General features: G+C 52.2%; 15 protein-coding genes. 11 read left to right on the top strand and 4 right to left on the bottom strand.

The annotated features are described in order from the left end of the window. Nucleotides 1–166: 166 nt before the first annotated feature. The 11 genes from proV to OQV04_RS15995 all read left to right on the top strand — a co-directional run bounded on the left by proV (nt 167) and on the right by OQV04_RS15995 (nt 11,586). The gene (proV, locus tag OQV04_RS15945) at nt 167–1,369 is read left to right on the top strand and encodes a glycine betaine/L-proline ABC transporter ATP-binding protein ProV (protein ID WP_000985483.1); all 1,203 of its coding nucleotides are present in this window, start codon (nt 167–169) and stop codon (nt 1,367–1,369) included. Beyond that, nucleotides 1,362–2,426: a glycine betaine/L-proline ABC transporter permease ProW gene (gene proW, locus OQV04_RS15950; RefSeq protein ID WP_045177008.1), complete on the top strand. Its 1,065-nt coding sequence runs from the start codon at nt 1,362–1,364 to the stop codon at nt 2,424–2,426. The genes proV and proW overlap by 8 nt, the downstream gene beginning before the upstream one ends. Nucleotides 2,427–2,482: 56 nt before the next feature. Continuing rightward, nucleotides 2,483–3,475 (top strand): glycine betaine/L-proline ABC transporter substrate-binding protein ProX, encoded by a 993-nt coding sequence (gene proX / locus OQV04_RS15955; RefSeq protein ID WP_001216525.1) that lies wholly within the window; start codon nt 2,483–2,485, stop codon nt 3,473–3,475. 191 nt (nt 3,476–3,666) lie between these two features. Beyond that, entirely contained in the window at nt 3,667–4,851 is a 1,185-nt protein-coding gene (locus OQV04_RS15960; RefSeq protein WP_032281479.1) for an MFS transporter, read from the top strand. 123 nt (nt 4,852–4,974) lie between these two features. Continuing rightward, nucleotides 4,975–5,712, top strand: a complete 738-nt coding sequence (ygaZ, locus tag OQV04_RS15965; RefSeq protein WP_000445658.1) for an L-valine exporter subunit YgaZ — start codon at nt 4,975–4,977, stop codon at nt 5,710–5,712. Then, on the top strand, nt 5,702–6,037 hold the full coding sequence (ygaH, locus tag OQV04_RS15970; RefSeq protein WP_000119749.1) for an L-valine transporter subunit YgaH: 336 nt from the start codon (nt 5,702–5,704) through the stop codon (nt 6,035–6,037). Before ygaZ ends, ygaH begins: the two co-directional genes overlap by 11 nt. Before the next feature lie 90 nt (nt 6,038–6,127). Then, nucleotides 6,128–6,658: a multidrug efflux transporter EmrAB transcriptional repressor EmrR gene (gene emrR / locus OQV04_RS15975; protein WP_000378442.1), complete on the top strand. Its 531-nt coding sequence runs from the start codon at nt 6,128–6,130 to the stop codon at nt 6,656–6,658. A gap of 126 nt (nt 6,659–6,784) precedes the next feature. Continuing rightward, nucleotides 6,785–7,957, top strand: coding sequence for a multidrug efflux MFS transporter periplasmic adaptor subunit EmrA (gene emrA, locus OQV04_RS15980; RefSeq protein ID WP_001295175.1), 1,173 nt, complete (start codon nt 6,785–6,787; stop codon nt 7,955–7,957). Between the two features lie 16 nt (nt 7,958–7,973). Beyond that, nucleotides 7,974–9,512 carry a multidrug efflux MFS transporter permease subunit EmrB gene (gene emrB, locus OQV04_RS15985; RefSeq protein WP_021517276.1) on the top strand — a complete coding sequence of 513 codons (1,539 nt, stop codon included), beginning with the start codon at nt 7,974–7,976 and terminating at the stop codon, nt 9,510–9,512. A gap of 257 nt (nt 9,513–9,769) precedes the next feature. Further along, entirely contained in the window at nt 9,770–10,477 is a 708-nt protein-coding gene (locus tag OQV04_RS15990) for an RNA ligase family protein (RefSeq protein WP_001095979.1), read from the top strand. Further along, entirely contained in the window at nt 10,474–11,586 is a 1,113-nt protein-coding gene (locus OQV04_RS15995) for an ATP-binding protein (RefSeq protein ID WP_032281481.1), read from the top strand. Before OQV04_RS15990 ends, OQV04_RS15995 begins: the two co-directional genes overlap by 4 nt. Nucleotides 11,587–11,634: 48 nt before the next feature. Here OQV04_RS15995 and luxS read toward each other — a convergent pair whose 3' ends face one another. The 4 genes from luxS to yqaB all read right to left on the bottom strand — a co-directional run bounded on the left by luxS (nt 11,635) and on the right by yqaB (nt 14,920). Beyond that, nucleotides 11,635–12,150 (bottom strand): S-ribosylhomocysteine lyase, encoded by a 516-nt coding sequence (luxS, locus tag OQV04_RS16000; RefSeq protein WP_001130211.1) that lies wholly within the window; start codon nt 12,148–12,150, stop codon nt 11,635–11,637. Between the two features lie 149 nt (nt 12,151–12,299). Further along, nucleotides 12,300–13,856 (bottom strand): glutamate--cysteine ligase, encoded by a 1,557-nt coding sequence (gshA, locus tag OQV04_RS16005; RefSeq protein ID WP_000611804.1) that lies wholly within the window; start codon nt 13,854–13,856, stop codon nt 12,300–12,302. Between the two features lie 72 nt (nt 13,857–13,928). Beyond that, entirely contained in the window at nt 13,929–14,357 is a 429-nt protein-coding gene (locus OQV04_RS16010) for a YqaA family protein (RefSeq protein WP_001287454.1), read from the bottom strand. After that, the gene (yqaB, locus tag OQV04_RS16015) at nt 14,354–14,920 is read right to left on the bottom strand and encodes a fructose-1-phosphate/6-phosphogluconate phosphatase (RefSeq protein ID WP_032281482.1); all 567 of its coding nucleotides are present in this window, start codon (nt 14,918–14,920) and stop codon (nt 14,354–14,356) included. Before yqaB ends, OQV04_RS16010 begins: the two co-directional genes overlap by 4 nt. Between the last annotated feature and the right edge of the window lie 356 nt (nt 14,921–15,276).

The raw sequence follows: 15,276 nt of genomic DNA on the forward strand, positions 1-15,276 counted from the left end.
AGCCCTTATATCACGGGAAATTCCGGCGATTTGCTCGCATCAATATTCATGCCACATTTGCCATCAGGGGTTGCCTCAGATTCTCAGTATGTTAGGGTAGAAAAAAGTGACTATTTCCATTGGGTAATATATCAACATAAACAAATAACAGGAATCTTTCTATTGCATGGCAATTAAATTAGAAATTAAAAATCTTTATAAAATATTTGGTGAGCATCCACAGCGAGCGTTCAAATATATCGAACAAGGACTTTCAAAAGAACAAATTCTGGAAAAAACTGGGCTATCGCTTGGCGTAAAAGACGCCAGTCTGGCCATTGAAGAAGGCGAGATATTTGTCATCATGGGATTATCCGGCTCGGGTAAATCCACAATGGTACGCCTTCTCAATCGCCTGATTGAACCCACCCGCGGGCAAGTACTGATTGATGGTGTGGATATTGCCAAAATATCCGACGCCGAACTCCGTGAGGTGCGCAGAAAAAAGATTGCGATGGTCTTCCAGTCCTTTGCCTTAATGCCGCATATGACCGTGCTGGACAATACTGCGTTTGGTATGGAATTGGCCGGAATTAATGCCGAAGAACGCCGGGAAAAAGCCATTGATGCACTGCGTCAGGTCGGGCTGGAAAATTATGCCCACAGCTACCCGGATGAACTCTCTGGCGGGATGCGTCAACGTGTGGGATTAGCCCGCGCGTTAGCGATTAATCCGGATATTTTATTAATGGATGAAGCCTTCTCGGCGCTCGATCCATTAATTCGCACCGAGATGCAGGATGAGCTGGTAAAATTACAGGCGAAACATCAGCGCACCATTGTCTTTATTTCCCACGATCTCGATGAAGCCATGCGTATTGGCGACCGAATTGCCATTATGCAAAATGGTGAAGTGGTACAGGTCGGCACACCGGATGAAATTCTCAATAATCCGGCGAATGATTATGTCCGTACCTTCTTCCGTGGCGTTGATATTAGTCAGGTATTCAGTGCGAAAGATATTGCCCGCCGGACACCGAATGGCTTAATTCGTAAAACCCCTGGCTTCGGCCCACGTTCGGCACTGAAATTATTGCAGGATGAAGATCGCGAATATGGCTACGTTATCGAACGCGGTAATAAGTTTGTCGGCGCAGTCTCCATCGATTCGCTTAAAACCGCGTTAACGCAGCAGCAAGGTCTTGATGCGGCGCTGATTGATGCGCCGTTAGCAGTCGATGCACAAACGCCTCTTAGCGAGTTGCTCTCTCATGTCGGACAGGCACCCTGTGCGGTGCCCGTGGTCGACGAGGACCAACAGTATGTCGGCATCATTTCGAAAGGAATGCTGCTGCGCGCTTTAGATCGTGAGGGGGTAAATAATGGCTGATCAAAATAATCCGTGGGATGCCACGCCAGCGGCGGACAGTGCCGCGCAATCCGCAGACGCCTGGGGTACACCGACGACTGCACCGACTGACGGCGGTGGCGCTGACTGGCTGACCAGTACGCCTGCGCCAAACGTCGAGCATTTTAATATTCTCGATCCGTTCCATAAAACGCTGATCCCGCTCGACAGTTGGGTCACTGAAGGGATCGACTGGGTCGTTACCCATTTCCGTCCCGTCTTCCAGGGCGTGCGCGTTCCGGTTGATTATATCCTCAACGGTTTCCAGCAATTGCTGCTGGGTATGCCCGCGCCGGTGGCGATTATCGTTTTCGCTCTCATCGCCTGGCAGATTTCCGGGGTCGGAATGGGCGTGGCGACGCTGGTTTCGCTGATTGCCATCGGCGCAATCGGTGCCTGGTCGCAGGCAATGGTTACTCTGGCGCTGGTGTTAACCGCCCTGCTGTTCTGTATCGTCATCGGTTTGCCGTTGGGGATCTGGCTGGCGAGAAGTCCGCGAGCGGCGAAAATTATTCGTCCACTGCTTGATGCCATGCAGACCACGCCAGCGTTTGTTTATCTGGTGCCAATCGTCATGCTATTTGGTATCGGTAACGTGCCGGGCGTGGTGGTGACGATCATCTTTGCTCTGCCGCCGATTATCCGTCTGACCATTCTGGGGATTAACCAGGTTCCGGCGGATCTGATTGAAGCCTCGCGCTCATTCGGTGCCAGCCCGCGCCAGATGCTGTTCAAAGTTCAGTTACCGCTGGCGATGCCGACCATTATGGCGGGCGTTAACCAGACGCTGATGCTGGCCCTTTCTATGGTGGTCATCGCCTCGATGATTGCCGTCGGCGGGCTGGGTCAGATGGTACTTCGCGGTATCGGTCGTCTGGATATGGGGCTTGCCACCGTTGGCGGCGTCGGGATTGTGATCCTCGCCATTATCCTCGATCGTCTGACGCAGGCCGTTGGGCGCGACTCACGCAGTCGCGGCAACCGTCGCTGGTACACCACTGGCCCTGTCGGTCTGCTGACCCGCCCATTCATTAAGTAACTCTGCACTTGCCCGGTGACGCCGGGCATATCACCCTGCCAAAAAAAGGAATAACAATGCGACATAGCGTACTTTTTGCGACAGCGTTTGCCACGCTTATCTCTACACAAACTTTTGCTGCCGATCTGCCGGGCAAAGGCATTACTGTTAATCCAGTTCAAAGCACCATCACCGAAGAAACCTTCCAGACACTGCTGGTCAGTCGTGCGCTGGAGAAATTAGGTTATACCGTCAATAAACCCAGCGAAGTGGATTACAACGTTGGCTACACCTCGCTTGCTTCCGGCGATGCAACCTTCACCGCCGTGAACTGGACGCCACTGCATGACAACATGTACGAAGCTGCCGGTGGCGATAAGAAATTTTATCGTGAAGGGGTATTTGTTAACGGCGCGGCACAGGGTTACCTGATCGATAAGAAAACCGCCGACCAGTACAAAATCACCAACATCGCACAACTAAAAGATCCGAAGATCGCCAAACTGTTCGATACCAACGGCGACGGTAAAGCGGATTTGACTGGCTGTAACCCTGGCTGGGGCTGCGAAGGTGCGATCAACCACCAGCTTGCCGCGTATGAACTGACCAATACCGTGACGCATAATCAGGGGAACTACGCGGCGATGATGGCTGACACCATCAGTCGTTACAAAGAGGGCAAACCGGTGTTTTACTACACCTGGACGCCGTACTGGGTGAGTAATGAGCTGAAGCCAGGGAAAGATGTGGTCTGGTTGCAGGTGCCGTTCTCTGCACTGCCGGGCGATAAAAATGCCGATACCAAACTGCCGAATGGCGCGAATTACGGCTTCCCGGTCAGCACCATGCATATCGTTGCCAATAAAGCCTGGGCCGAGAAAAACCCGGCAGCAGCGAAACTGTTTGCCATTATGCAGTTGCCAGTGGCAGATATTAACGCCCAGAACGCCATTATGCATGACGGCAAAGCCTCAGAAGGCGATATTCAGGGCCACGTTGATGGCTGGATCAAAGCCCACCAGCAACAGTTCGATGGCTGGGTGAATGAGGCGTTGGCAGCGCAGAAGTAATTTTTATTCGGGCGGATAAGGCGTTTACGCCGCATCCGCCGTTCTGTACACAATGCCTGATGCGACGCTGGCGCGTCTTATCATGCCTACAAACCACACCGCACATTTCAACAATCTATCTTTCATCCCATATTCATCAACATCCGCTATTATTGATTTCCAGCTTAATCATCACCTGATGAACAAAAATAATGACTAAACCTAATCATGAGCTTAGCCCGGCGCTGATCGTGCTGATGTCTATCGCCACCGGTCTGGCGGTAGCCAGTAACTATTACGCCCAGCCATTGCTCGACACCATCGCGCGTAACTTTTCCCTTTCCGCCAGTTCGGCAGGCTTTATTGTTACCGCCGCGCAGTTGGGCTATGCCGCAGGTCTACTGTTTCTTGTTCCCCTCGGTGATATGTTTGAACGCCGCCGCCTGATTGTCTCGATGACCTTACTGGCAGCGGGCGGTATGTTAATCACTGCCAGCAGTCAGTCACTGGCGATGATGATCCTCGGTACGGCATTAACCGGTTTATTCTCAGTCGTGGCACAAATTCTGGTTCCGCTGGCAGCGACGCTGGCTTCACCGGATAAACGCGGCAAAGTGGTTGGCACCATTATGAGCGGTCTGCTGTTGGGGATATTGCTGGCACGAACCGTTGCCGGGTTACTGGCAAACCTCGGCGGCTGGCGCACCGTCTTTTGGGTTGCCTCGGTGTTAATGGCTCTGATGGCGCTGGCATTATGGCGTGGTCTGCCACAAATGAAATCAGAAACCCACCTCAACTACCCACAGTTGTTGGGTTCCGTTTTCAGCATGTTTATCAACGATAAGATCCTGCGCACCCGCGCGTTGCTGGGCTGCCTGACCTTTGCCAACTTCAGCATTCTCTGGACCTCAATGGCCTTTTTGCTTGCCGCCCCACCTTTTAACTACAGCGATGGTGTCATTGGTCTGTTTGGGCTTGCGGGAGCTGCCGGAGCGTTGGGCGCTCGTCCGGCGGGCGGTTTTGCCGACAAGGGCAAATCGCACCACACAACAACTTTCGGTCTGCTTCTGCTGTTACTTTCATGGCTGGCAATCTGGTTTGGTCACACTTCCGTACTGGCGCTGATTATCGGCATCCTGGTGCTGGACCTCACCGTGCAGGGCGTGCATATCACTAACCAGACGGTAATTTATCGAATACATCCTGATGCGCGTAATCGCCTGACCGCAGGTTACATGACCAGCTACTTTATTGGCGGTGCCGCCGGATCGCTAATTTCAGCCTCAGCCTGGCAACATGGCGGTTGGGCTGGCGTTTGTCTGGCTGGCGCGACGATTGCCCTGGTTAACTTACTGGTCTGGTGGCGAGGTTTTCATCGTCAGGAAGCCGCAAATTAAGCAATCAGCAACCGTTTTCGTGGCTTTACACTTATAAGGGTGTTAAGAAGCCCATCAGTCTGATAAGGTTAAGATATTCATTCAGTCTATTTATAATATTAACAATCGTTAAGCGTACACTCTATGGAAAGCCCTACTCCACAGCCTGCTCCTGGTTCGGCGACCTTCATGGAAGGATGCAAAGACAGTTTACCGATTGTTATTAGTTATATTCCGGTGGCCTTTGCGTTCGGTCTGAATGCGACCCGTCTGGGATTCTCTCCTCTCGAAAGCGTTTTTTTCTCCTGCATCATTTATGCAGGCGCGAGCCAGTTCGTCATTACCGCGATGCTGGCAGCAGGGAGTAGTTTGTGGGTTGCTGCACTGACCGTCATGGCAATGGATGTTCGCCATGTTTTGTATGGCCCGTCACTGCGTAGCCGTATTATTCAGCGTCTGCAAAAATCGAAAACCGCCCTATGGGCGTTTGGCCTGACGGATGAGGTTTTTGCCGCCGCCACCGCAAAACTGGTACGCAATAATCGCCGCTGGAGCGAGAACTGGATGATCGGCATTGCCTTCAGTTCATGGTCATCGTGGGTCTTTGGTACGGTAATAGGGGCATTCTCCGGCAGCGGCTTGCTGCAAGGTTATCCCGCCGTTGAAGCAGCATTAGGTTTTATGCTTCCGGCACTCTTTATGAGTTTCCTGCTCGCCTCTTTCCAGCGCAAACAATCTCTTTGCGTTACCGCAGCGTTAGTTGGTGCCCTTGCAGGCGTAACGCTATTTTCTATTCCCGTCGCCATTCTGGCAGGCATTGTCTGTGGCTGCCTCACTGCGTTAATCCAGGCATTCTGGCAAGGAGCGCCCGATGAGCTATGAGGTTCTGCTGCTTGGGTTACTGGTTGGCGCGGCGAATTATTGCTTCCGCTATTTGCCGCTGCGCCTGCGTGTGGGTAATGCCCGCCCAACCAAACGTGGCGCGGTAGGTATTTTGCTCGACACCATTGGCATCGCCTCGATATGCGCTCTGCTGGTTGTCTCTACCGCACCAGAAGTGATGCACGATACACGCCGTTTCGTGCCCACGCTGGTCGGCTTCGCGGTACTGGGTGCCAGTTTCTATAAAACACGCAGCATTATCATCCCAACACTGCTTAGTGCGCTGGCCTATGGGCTCGCCTGGAAAGTGATGGCGATTATATAACCCACAAGAATCATTTTTCTAAAACAATACATTTACTTTATTTGTCACTGTCGTTACTATATCGGCTGAAATTAATGAGGTCATACCCAAATGGATAGTTCGTTTACGCCCATTGAACAAATGCTAAAATTTCGCGCCAGCCGCCACGAAGATTTTCCTTATCAGGAGATCCTTCTGACTCGTCTTTGCATGCACATGCAAAGCAAGCTGCTGGAGAACCGCAATAAAATGCTGAAGGCTCAGGGGATTAACGAGACGTTGTTTATGGCGTTGATTACGCTGGAGTCTCAGGAAAACCACAGTATTCAGCCTTCTGAATTAAGTTGTGCTCTTGGATCATCCCGTACCAACGCGACGCGTATTGCCGATGAACTGGAAAAACGCGGTTGGATCGAACGTCGTGAAAGCGATAACGATCGCCGCTGCCTGCATCTGCAATTAACGGAAAAAGGTCACGAGTTTTTGCGCGAGGTTTTACCACCGCAGCATAACTGCCTGCATCAACTCTGGTCCGCGCTCAGCACAACAGAAAAAGATCAGCTCGAGCAAATCACCCGCAAATTGCTCTCCCGTCTCGACCAGATGGAACAAGACGGTGTGGTTCTCGAAGCGATGAGCTAACGCGTCATCTCGCTCAAAAATCCAGATTTATAAAAGAAAAAATGACTGGCCAGCATCGCAACATGCTGGCCTTTTTGGCAAGCAGGTCGGCTCAGCCGATGAGTTAAGAAGATCGTGGAGAACAATATGAGCGCAAATGCGGAGACTCAAACCCCGCAGCAACCGGTAAAGAAGAGCGGCAAACGTAAGCGTCTGCTCCTCCTTCTCACCTTGCTCTTTATAATTATTGCCGTAGCGATAGGGATTTATTGGTTTTTGGTACTGCGTCATTTCGAAGAAACCGATGACGCATACGTGGCAGGGAATCAGATTCAAATTATGTCTCAGGTGTCTGGCAGCGTGACGAAAGTCTGGGCCGATAACACCGATTTTGTAAAAGAAGGCGACGTGCTGGTCACTCTCGACCCGACAGATGCTCGCCAGGCGTTTGAAAAAGCCAAAACTGCACTGGCTTCCAGCGTTCGCCAAACCCACCAGCTGATGATTAACAGCAAACAGTTGCAGGCGAATATTGAGGTGCAAAAAATCGCCCTCGCGAAAGCACAAAGCGACTACAACCGCCGTGTGCCGCTGGGCAATGCCAACCTGATTGGTCGCGAAGAGCTGCAACACGCCCGCGACGCCGTTACCAGTGCCCAGGCGCAACTGGACGTCGCGATTCAACAATACAATGCCAATCAGGCGATGATTCTGGGGACTAAACTGGAAGATCAGCCTGCCGTGCAACAGGCTGCCACCGAAGTACGTAACGCCTGGCTGGCGCTGGAGCGTACTCGTATTGTCAGTCCGATGACCGGTTATGTCTCCCGCCGCGCGGTACAGCCTGGGGCGCAAATTAGCCCAACGACGCCGCTCATGGCGGTCGTTCCAGCCACCAATATGTGGGTGGATGCCAACTTTAAAGAGACGCAGATTGCCAATATGCGTATCGGTCAGCCGGTCACTATCACCACCGATATTTACGGCGATGATGTGAAATACACCGGTAAAGTGGTTGGTCTGGATATGGGCACAGGTAGCGCGTTCTCACTGCTTCCGGCGCAAAATGCGACCGGTAACTGGATCAAAGTTGTTCAGCGTCTGCCTGTGCGTATCGAACTGGACCAGAAACAGCTGGAGCAATACCCGCTGCGTATCGGTTTATCCACGCTGGTGAGCGTCAATACCACTAACCGTGACGGTCAGGTACTGGCAAATAAAGTACGTTCCACTCCGGTAGCGGTAAGCACCGCGCGTGAAATCAGCCTGGCACCTGTCAATAAACTGATCGACGATATCGTAAAAGCTAACGCTGGCTAATCCAGAGGTGCGTGTGATGCAACAGCAAAAACCGCTGGAAGGCGCGCAACTGGTCATTATGACGATTGCGCTGTCACTAGCGACATTCATGCAGGTGCTGGACTCCACCATTGCTAACGTGGCGATCCCCACTATCGCCGGGAATCTGGGCTCATCGCTCAGCCAGGGAACGTGGGTAATCACTTCTTTCGGGGTGGCGAATGCCATCTCGATCCCGCTTACCGGCTGGCTGGCAAAGCGCGTCGGGGAAGTGAAACTGTTCCTCTGGTCCACCATCGCCTTTGCTATTGCGTCGTGGGCGTGTGGTGTCTCCAGCAGCCTAAATATGCTGATCTTCTTCCGCGTGATTCAGGGGATTGTCGCCGGGCCGTTGATCCCGCTTTCGCAAAGTCTATTGCTGAATAACTACCCGCCAGCCAAACGCTCAATCGCGCTGGCGTTGTGGTCGATGACGGTGATTGTCGCGCCAATTTGCGGCCCGATCCTCGGCGGCTATATCAGTGATAATTATCACTGGGGCTGGATATTCTTCATCAACGTGCCGATTGGCGTGGCGGTGGTGTTGATGACATTGCAGACGCTGCGCGGACGCGAAACCCGCACCGAACGGCGGCGGATTGATGCCGTGGGGCTGGCACTGCTGGTTATTGGTATCGGCAGCCTGCAGATTATGCTCGACCGCGGTAAAGAGCTGGACTGGTTTTCATCACAGGAAATTATCATCCTTACCGTGGTGGCGGTGGTGGCTATCTGCTTCCTGATTGTCTGGGAGCTGACCGACGATAACCCGATAGTCGATCTGTCGTTGTTTAAGTCGCGCAACTTCACCATCGGCTGCTTGTGTATCAGCCTCGCGTATATGCTCTACTTCGGCGCTATTGTTCTGCTGCCGCAGTTGTTGCAGGAGGTCTACGGTTACACGGCAACGTGGGCAGGTCTGGCCTCTGCGCCGGTAGGGATTATTCCGGTGATCCTGTCGCCGATTATCGGCCGCTTCGCGCATAAACTGGATATGCGGCGGCTGGTAACCTTCAGCTTTATTATGTATGCCGTCTGCTTCTACTGGCGTGCCTATACCTTTGAACCGGGCATGGATTTTGGCGCGTCGGCCTGGCCGCAGTTTATCCAGGGCTTCGCTGTGGCCTGCTTCTTTATGCCGCTGACCACCATTACGCTGTCTGGTTTGCCACCGGAACGACTGGCGGCGGCATCGAGTCTCTCCAACTTTACGCGTACGCTGGCGGGGTCTATCGGCACGTCGATAACCACAACCATGTGGACCAACCGCGAGTCGATGCACCATGCGCAGTTAACCGAGTCGGTAAACCCGTTCAACCCGAATGCCCAGGCGATGTACAGTCAACTGGAAGGGCTTAGGATGACGCAACAGCAGGCCTCCGGCTGGATTGCCCAGCAGATCACTAACCAGGGGCTGATTATTTCCGCCAATGAGATCTTCTGGATGTCAGCCGGGATATTCCTCGTCCTGCTGGGGCTGGTGTGGTTTGCTAAACCGCCATTTGGCGCAGGTGGCGGCGGAGGCGGTGCGCACTAAGGTTGTCAAAGGGAGCTTCGGCTCCCTTTTTATTTGCTCATTGTGCAAACGGTTGTTTTATCCACTCATTCGGTGTATCTTTTCGCCGCCCCAAACTCTTCCATTCACTATTAACCGGTTCTGAGCATTCGCTCAGGTTGTTAATTCTCTTTTTCCTTCGCCCTCGCTTTCGCGGGTGATACTCACATTTTCCGTTTAACCCCATAACTCGCACCCTCGCGGGCGTACGTTTATTACACACAAAATAATGGATTATTATGAATACCCAACTTAAATACGGGAGAACCTGGCATTATCCTTTCTCCCCCGGCACCACCAGCGATGACCGCATTAACGCCGATTACTGGCAGGATTTACAGGCCATCGCGCAACTGGTGCATACAGAAAAACTCGACGGCGAAAATAACTGCCTTAACCGCTACGGTGTGTTTGCCCGTTCCCATGCCGCGCCTACGCAGTCGGCATGGACCTATAAAATTCGCCAGCGTTGGCAACTGCTGAAAAACGATCTCGGCGACCTGGAGTTGTTTGGCGAAAATCTCTACGCCGTTCATTCCATTGAATACCGCGCGCTGGAACAGGACTTTTACCTGTTTGCCGTTCGCTGCCAGGATATGTGGCTGAGCTGGGAAGAGGTGCAGTTTTACGCCGCCCTGTTTGATTTCCCCTGCGTTCCCGAAATCTCCGGCCCGCAGCCGGGGAATGATGAAAAAAGCTGGCAACGTGATTTTCTGGCACTGACCAATGCGCGCGGCGCGTTCGATCCCTGGGATACACAAACCGGGCAACCCTGTACTCTGGAAGGCATTGTCAGCCGGAATCGTGATGCGTTTTCCGTCGCTGACTTTTCGCATAACGTCTTCAAGTATGTGCGCAAAAATCATGTCAAAACCACTGTGCACTGGAAACGACACTGGCAACGGGCGCGGATGGCCCATGAGTTCGCTTATGGAGAACAGTCATGATTTGGCAGCTTACCGACGATAAACGCTGGTCGACACTACGCCAGCGTTTCAGTTGGGTTGAGGAGATGCATCACACGCCACAAGACCCGGAGCATCATGGTGAAGGTGACGTCGGCGTGCATACCGAAATGGTGCTTAACGCCCTTGTTACTCAGCCAGAATTCCAGCAACTCCCCGCTCAACAGCAGGAAGTTTTATGGGCGGCGGCGTTATTACATGATGTTGAAAAGCGCAGCACTACCGTGCAGGAAAACGGACGTATTCAGTCGCCGGGCCATGCTCGTCGGGGCGAACTGACGGCCCGGCTGATTTTGTGGCGCGATATCCCAACGCCGTTCGTGCTGCGCGAGCAAATCGTTGCGCTGGTGCGTCTGCATGGGTTACCGCTATGGTTACTGGAACGTCCGGAACCGGAGCGTTTGTTGCTCACGGCTGCAATGCGCATCGACACGCGTCTGCTCACTTTGCTTGCTCGTGCCGATCTGCTTGGTCGCCAAAGCCCGGATCAGCAATCAATGCTGGAACGCATCGATCTGTTCGAGCTGTTTTGCCAGGAGCAACAGTGTTGGGGAAAAGTGCGCTCGTTCGTGTCTGATTCCGCACGCTGGCATTACCTGACCCATGAGCAAAGTTCTCCTGATTTTGTTCCCTGGGAGGCTGAACCTTTTGAGGGCATTTTGCTGTGTGGCTTACCGGGTATGGGCAAAGATCGCTATATCAATGAACAGTGCCAGGGAATGGACGTTATCAGCCTTGATGATATGCGGCGGCGAATCAATGCCAATCCGGACGACAAAACCGCCACCGGGCGTATTGTGCAACAGGCAAAAGAAGAGGCACGCGTTTTTTTACGCCAGAAAAAGCCGTTCATCTGGAATGCAACGAACTTTACCCGCCAGCTTCGTAGCCAGCTCATCAGCCTGTTTACGGCTTACGGCGCACGAGTAAAAATAGTTTATCTTGAAGTGCCATGGGCGCAATGGAAGCAGCAAAATGCCAGACGCGAGTATGCAGTTCCTGAAGCGGTCGTGATGCGGATGGCCTCAAGGCTGGAAGTTCCTCAACCTGATGAAGCACATAGCGTGGAGTATCGGGTGATTGAAAGGTAAAAAAACCGGGCGGTGGTGTCACCTGCCCGGCTTCTTTTGTTCCACTGACTAAATGTGCAGTTCCTGCAACTTCTCTTTCGGCAGCGCCAGTTCTTCGTTGCTGTTGATGCGCACGTCACGTTCCAGAATGCTACGCGCAATATCCTGCGCTTCCTGCAACGAGTGCATCTGGTAAGTGCCACACTGGTAGACGTTCAGTTCCGGGATCTGATTCTGATCCTGCACTTTCAGCACGTCTTCCATTGCCGCTTTCCAGGCATCAGCAACACGCTGCTCATCTGGCGTACCAATCAGACTCATATAAAAACCGGTGCGGCAGCCCATTGGCGAGATATCGATAATCTCTACACCATTACCGTTAAGATGGTTACGCATAAAACCAGCAAACAGGTGCTCCAGGGTATGGATCCCTCTTTCTGGCATCACTTCTTTGTTCGGCACGCAGAAGCGCAGATCGAACACGGTGATTGCGTCGCCATGCGGGGTGTTCATTGTTTTCGCCACCCGAACTGCAGGCGCTTCCATCCGGGTATGATCGACTGTGAAGCTATCTAACAACGGCATTTAGCCACCTCCGGTAATTTTTTTAAAAATTTTCTGAACTCTTTCTTCCCAGGCGAGTCTGAGTATATGAAAGACGCGCATTTGTTATCATCATCCCTGAATTCAGAGATGAAATTTTGGCCACTCACGAGTGGCCTTTTTCTTTTCTGTCAGGCGTGTTTTTCCAGCCACACCGCAAACGGTTCGGTATCTGCGGCTTCCATTTCCTGCTGACGGCGTTCAGATGCCTCGCGCTCGGCTACAAAATCCTCTTCGCGCAGAATTTCCAGCGGCTCTTCACGCAGCAGATTACGGTACGCTTCAGCAAACGCTTTGCCTGTTCCGCCAATACCAGTATCAATCATAGACCTTAAGATACGGGCAGAGAAAGTCAGATCGGGATTATCGAAGCAGGCGACCAGTTCATCACACACTTTCTGATACGCTTCGCCGCCGTTAATGCTATCCAGCGTTTGCGCGACGCGTTTCAGATCGCGGAACAGATCTTTACCCACCTGCGGTAACGGGAACTGTGCGGTTTCGCAGCCGATACCCAGCGTCAGACCCGGTTTGCGACCTTCGAGGATCACCCGGTTCCAGTTAACGCGTGTACAGGCAAGTTCGCTACTGCTCATTTCCGGTGCATCAGCCAGCGCACACCAGACCATAAACAGGTCGAGGAATCGCACCTGCTGTTCATCTACACCAATCGGCGAGAACGGGTTGATGTCCAGCGAACGCACTTCAATATATTCAATGCCGCCACGTAACAGCGCATCAGAAGGCGACTCGCCGCTGCGGGTAACGCGTTTTGGACGAATCGGCGCGTACAGTTCGTTTTCAATCTGCAGCACGTTGCTGTTGATTTGCAGCCTCTTACCGTCTTTCTCAATACCAATCTTCGCGTACTCTTCCGATGGCGTTTTGATTGCCTGTTTAAGGCCCGCTACGTACTCGTAAAGATCGTTGAAGGTAATACCAAGATTGCTTTGCGATTTATTGGTATAGCCGAGGTCGCTCAAACGAAGAGAGGTCGCATACGGCAGGTAATACATACCGCACTCGGTTTTCTCAAACGGCAGCGACGTTGGTTTTCCTTGCAGGAAAGAAGAACAAATCGCCGGAGATGCACCAAACAGATAAGGAATGACCCAACCGAAACGATAGTAATTGCGGATAACGCGGAAATAGCCCGCAGAAATTTTCTCTTTGGCATCAGCGCCCGAGATATCACCGCACTTCGCTTGCCAGAATGCCATTGGCAAAGAGAAATTGTAATGCACGCCGGAAATGGTTTGCATCAGCGCGCCGTAGCGATTTTTCAGCCCTTCACGATACAGCGTTTTAAAGCGTCCGGTGTTAGAAGTGCCGTACTGTGCCAGTTCGATGTCCTGACCTTCTGCGATGTAGCATGGCATACTTAACGGCCACATCCGCTCATCGCCCATATTGCGCGCCGTATAACGATGCAGATCGCGCATAAAGGTCAGCATATGTTCAATATCACCATCCACTGGTGTAATGAATTCCAGCAATGCTTCCGCAAAATCGGTAGTAATCCATTTGTGCGTCAGTGCGGAACCTAATGCTTCAGGATGACCTGTTGTTGCCAGTGTGCCATCAGCATTAACACGCAAAGTTTCGCGCTCCAGCCCACGCTGTATCCCCTTTAACGCCTGAGGATGTTTTTCCAGCCAGGCCAGCGCCTGTGATACGTCCGGGATCAAATTGACCTCCCGCCTGTCAAAATCGTTTTAATTAGCATAACTGTAATGGTGACCATATGTGCAGGCCTACAATTAGTGCCACCACATCATGCCCTGAACGGTCGCTGCTGCAACTGCAACATAGCGTAACGCTTTACCAAGGCACAAAAAAAAGATTACCGGCCCCCAGGAGATGCGCATCCATCCCGCTAACAGACACAGTAAATCGCCAACCACGGGCATCCAGCTTAATAATAGCGTGACTGCACCATAGCGTTTCAGCCAGCCGGTAGCTTTCTCTTGCCAGCGCGATGTTTTACGCAATGGAAAGAAACGCCCAAGGATAACGTTAGTTAACCCTCCAAGGCTATTACCCATTGTTGCTGTTAAAACTAAAACCCAGGGATGACTGATCCCGGAAAGCAACATTGCCACCAGCACGACTTCGGAGTTGCCGGGTAATAGTGTAGCGCTGAGAAAACTACTGGCAAACAACGAGAAAAGCGATAACGCTTCACTCACAGCAAGCGAACATCCACAGCGTCCATGCCTGCTGCACGGGCCGCCTGAATACCGAAATCGGCATCTTCAAAGACCACACACTGCGTCGGTTGCACGCCCATACGCTGCGCGCACAACAAAAATGTGTCTGGCGCGGGTTTATGGTGTTTGACGTGATCGGCAGCGACGACGGCGTCAAAATAACGGCGTAATCCCAGGTGCGCCAGCAATGCCTCAGCGATGGCGCTTTCACTCCCCGTTCCTACAGCCATTGGGCGACGACCATGCCAACTTTTCACCACATCAACAAGAGGAAGCGGTTCGACGCTATCCAGCAGCATACTTCTGACTGCTTCTGTTTTTTCACGCGCTAACGCATGCGGGTCGAGATCGGCCTGATTCAGCTCAATAATTGCCTGAGCAATACGCCAGGTGGGCGAGCCATTAAGCGCAATCATTGCCTGAACATCGTACTGAAGACCGTAGTGCCCTAATACTTCGCGCCACGCTTTACGGTGCGTAGGCTCCGTATCCAGGATTGTGCCATCCATATCAAAAATTAAACCTGCATAACGCTCGTACATGGTCTTCTCGCAAGTCGAAAAATATGACGCTACTTTAGCGTAATTGCTTGATTTTGTCGCTGATGGCGAAGGAGAAGAAAATTCAGGAAATGGATAAAGTAGTTATTTAGAAATGAGATATTTTTGAAGGAAATTTTTTGGAGAAGATGGTGCATCCGGGAGGATGACTCACTGGCGTTCGCCCTTCGGGCCGTTGCTAAAGCAACGTTATCCTTCCTGGTGCCTGCGGTTAATTCCGCTACCTCTTCGATATCTTCATTGCTGAAGATTTCGGAGAATATGGTGCATCCGGGAGGATTCGAACCTCCGACCGCTCGGTTCGTAGCCGAGTACTCTATCCAGCTGAGCTACGGATG

The organism is Escherichia sp. Lx600-2 (assembly GCF_036662595.1).
GTDB lineage: Bacteria > Pseudomonadota > Gammaproteobacteria > Enterobacterales > Enterobacteriaceae > Escherichia > Escherichia coli.

Bases quoted from the DNA above. Each gene is read 5' to 3' on its own strand.
- proV (WP_000985483.1), top strand. From the start codon at position 167: ATGGCAATTAAATTAGAAATTAAAAATCTTTATAAAATATTTGGTGAG.
- proW (WP_045177008.1), top strand. From the start codon at position 1,362: ATGGCTGATCAAAATAATCCGTGGGATGCCACGCCAGCGGCGGACAGT.
- proX (WP_001216525.1), top strand. From the start codon at position 2,483: ATGCGACATAGCGTACTTTTTGCGACAGCGTTTGCCACGCTTATCTCT.
- OQV04_RS15960 (WP_032281479.1), top strand. From the start codon at position 3,667: ATGACTAAACCTAATCATGAGCTTAGCCCGGCGCTGATCGTGCTGATG.
- ygaZ (WP_000445658.1), top strand. From the start codon at position 4,975: ATGGAAAGCCCTACTCCACAGCCTGCTCCTGGTTCGGCGACCTTCATG.
- ygaH (WP_000119749.1), top strand. From the start codon at position 5,702: ATGAGCTATGAGGTTCTGCTGCTTGGGTTACTGGTTGGCGCGGCGAAT.
- emrR (WP_000378442.1), top strand. From the start codon at position 6,128: ATGGATAGTTCGTTTACGCCCATTGAACAAATGCTAAAATTTCGCGCC.
- emrA (WP_001295175.1), top strand. From the start codon at position 6,785: ATGAGCGCAAATGCGGAGACTCAAACCCCGCAGCAACCGGTAAAGAAG.
- emrB (WP_021517276.1), top strand. From the start codon at position 7,974: ATGCAACAGCAAAAACCGCTGGAAGGCGCGCAACTGGTCATTATGACG.
- OQV04_RS15990 (WP_001095979.1), top strand. From the start codon at position 9,770: ATGAATACCCAACTTAAATACGGGAGAACCTGGCATTATCCTTTCTCC.
- OQV04_RS15995 (WP_032281481.1), top strand. From the start codon at position 10,474: ATGATTTGGCAGCTTACCGACGATAAACGCTGGTCGACACTACGCCAG.
- luxS (WP_001130211.1), bottom strand. From the start codon at position 12,150: ATGCCGTTGTTAGATAGCTTCACAGTCGATCATACCCGGATGGAAGCG.
- yqaB (WP_032281482.1), bottom strand. From the start codon at position 14,920: ATGTACGAGCGTTATGCAGGTTTAATTTTTGATATGGATGGCACAATC.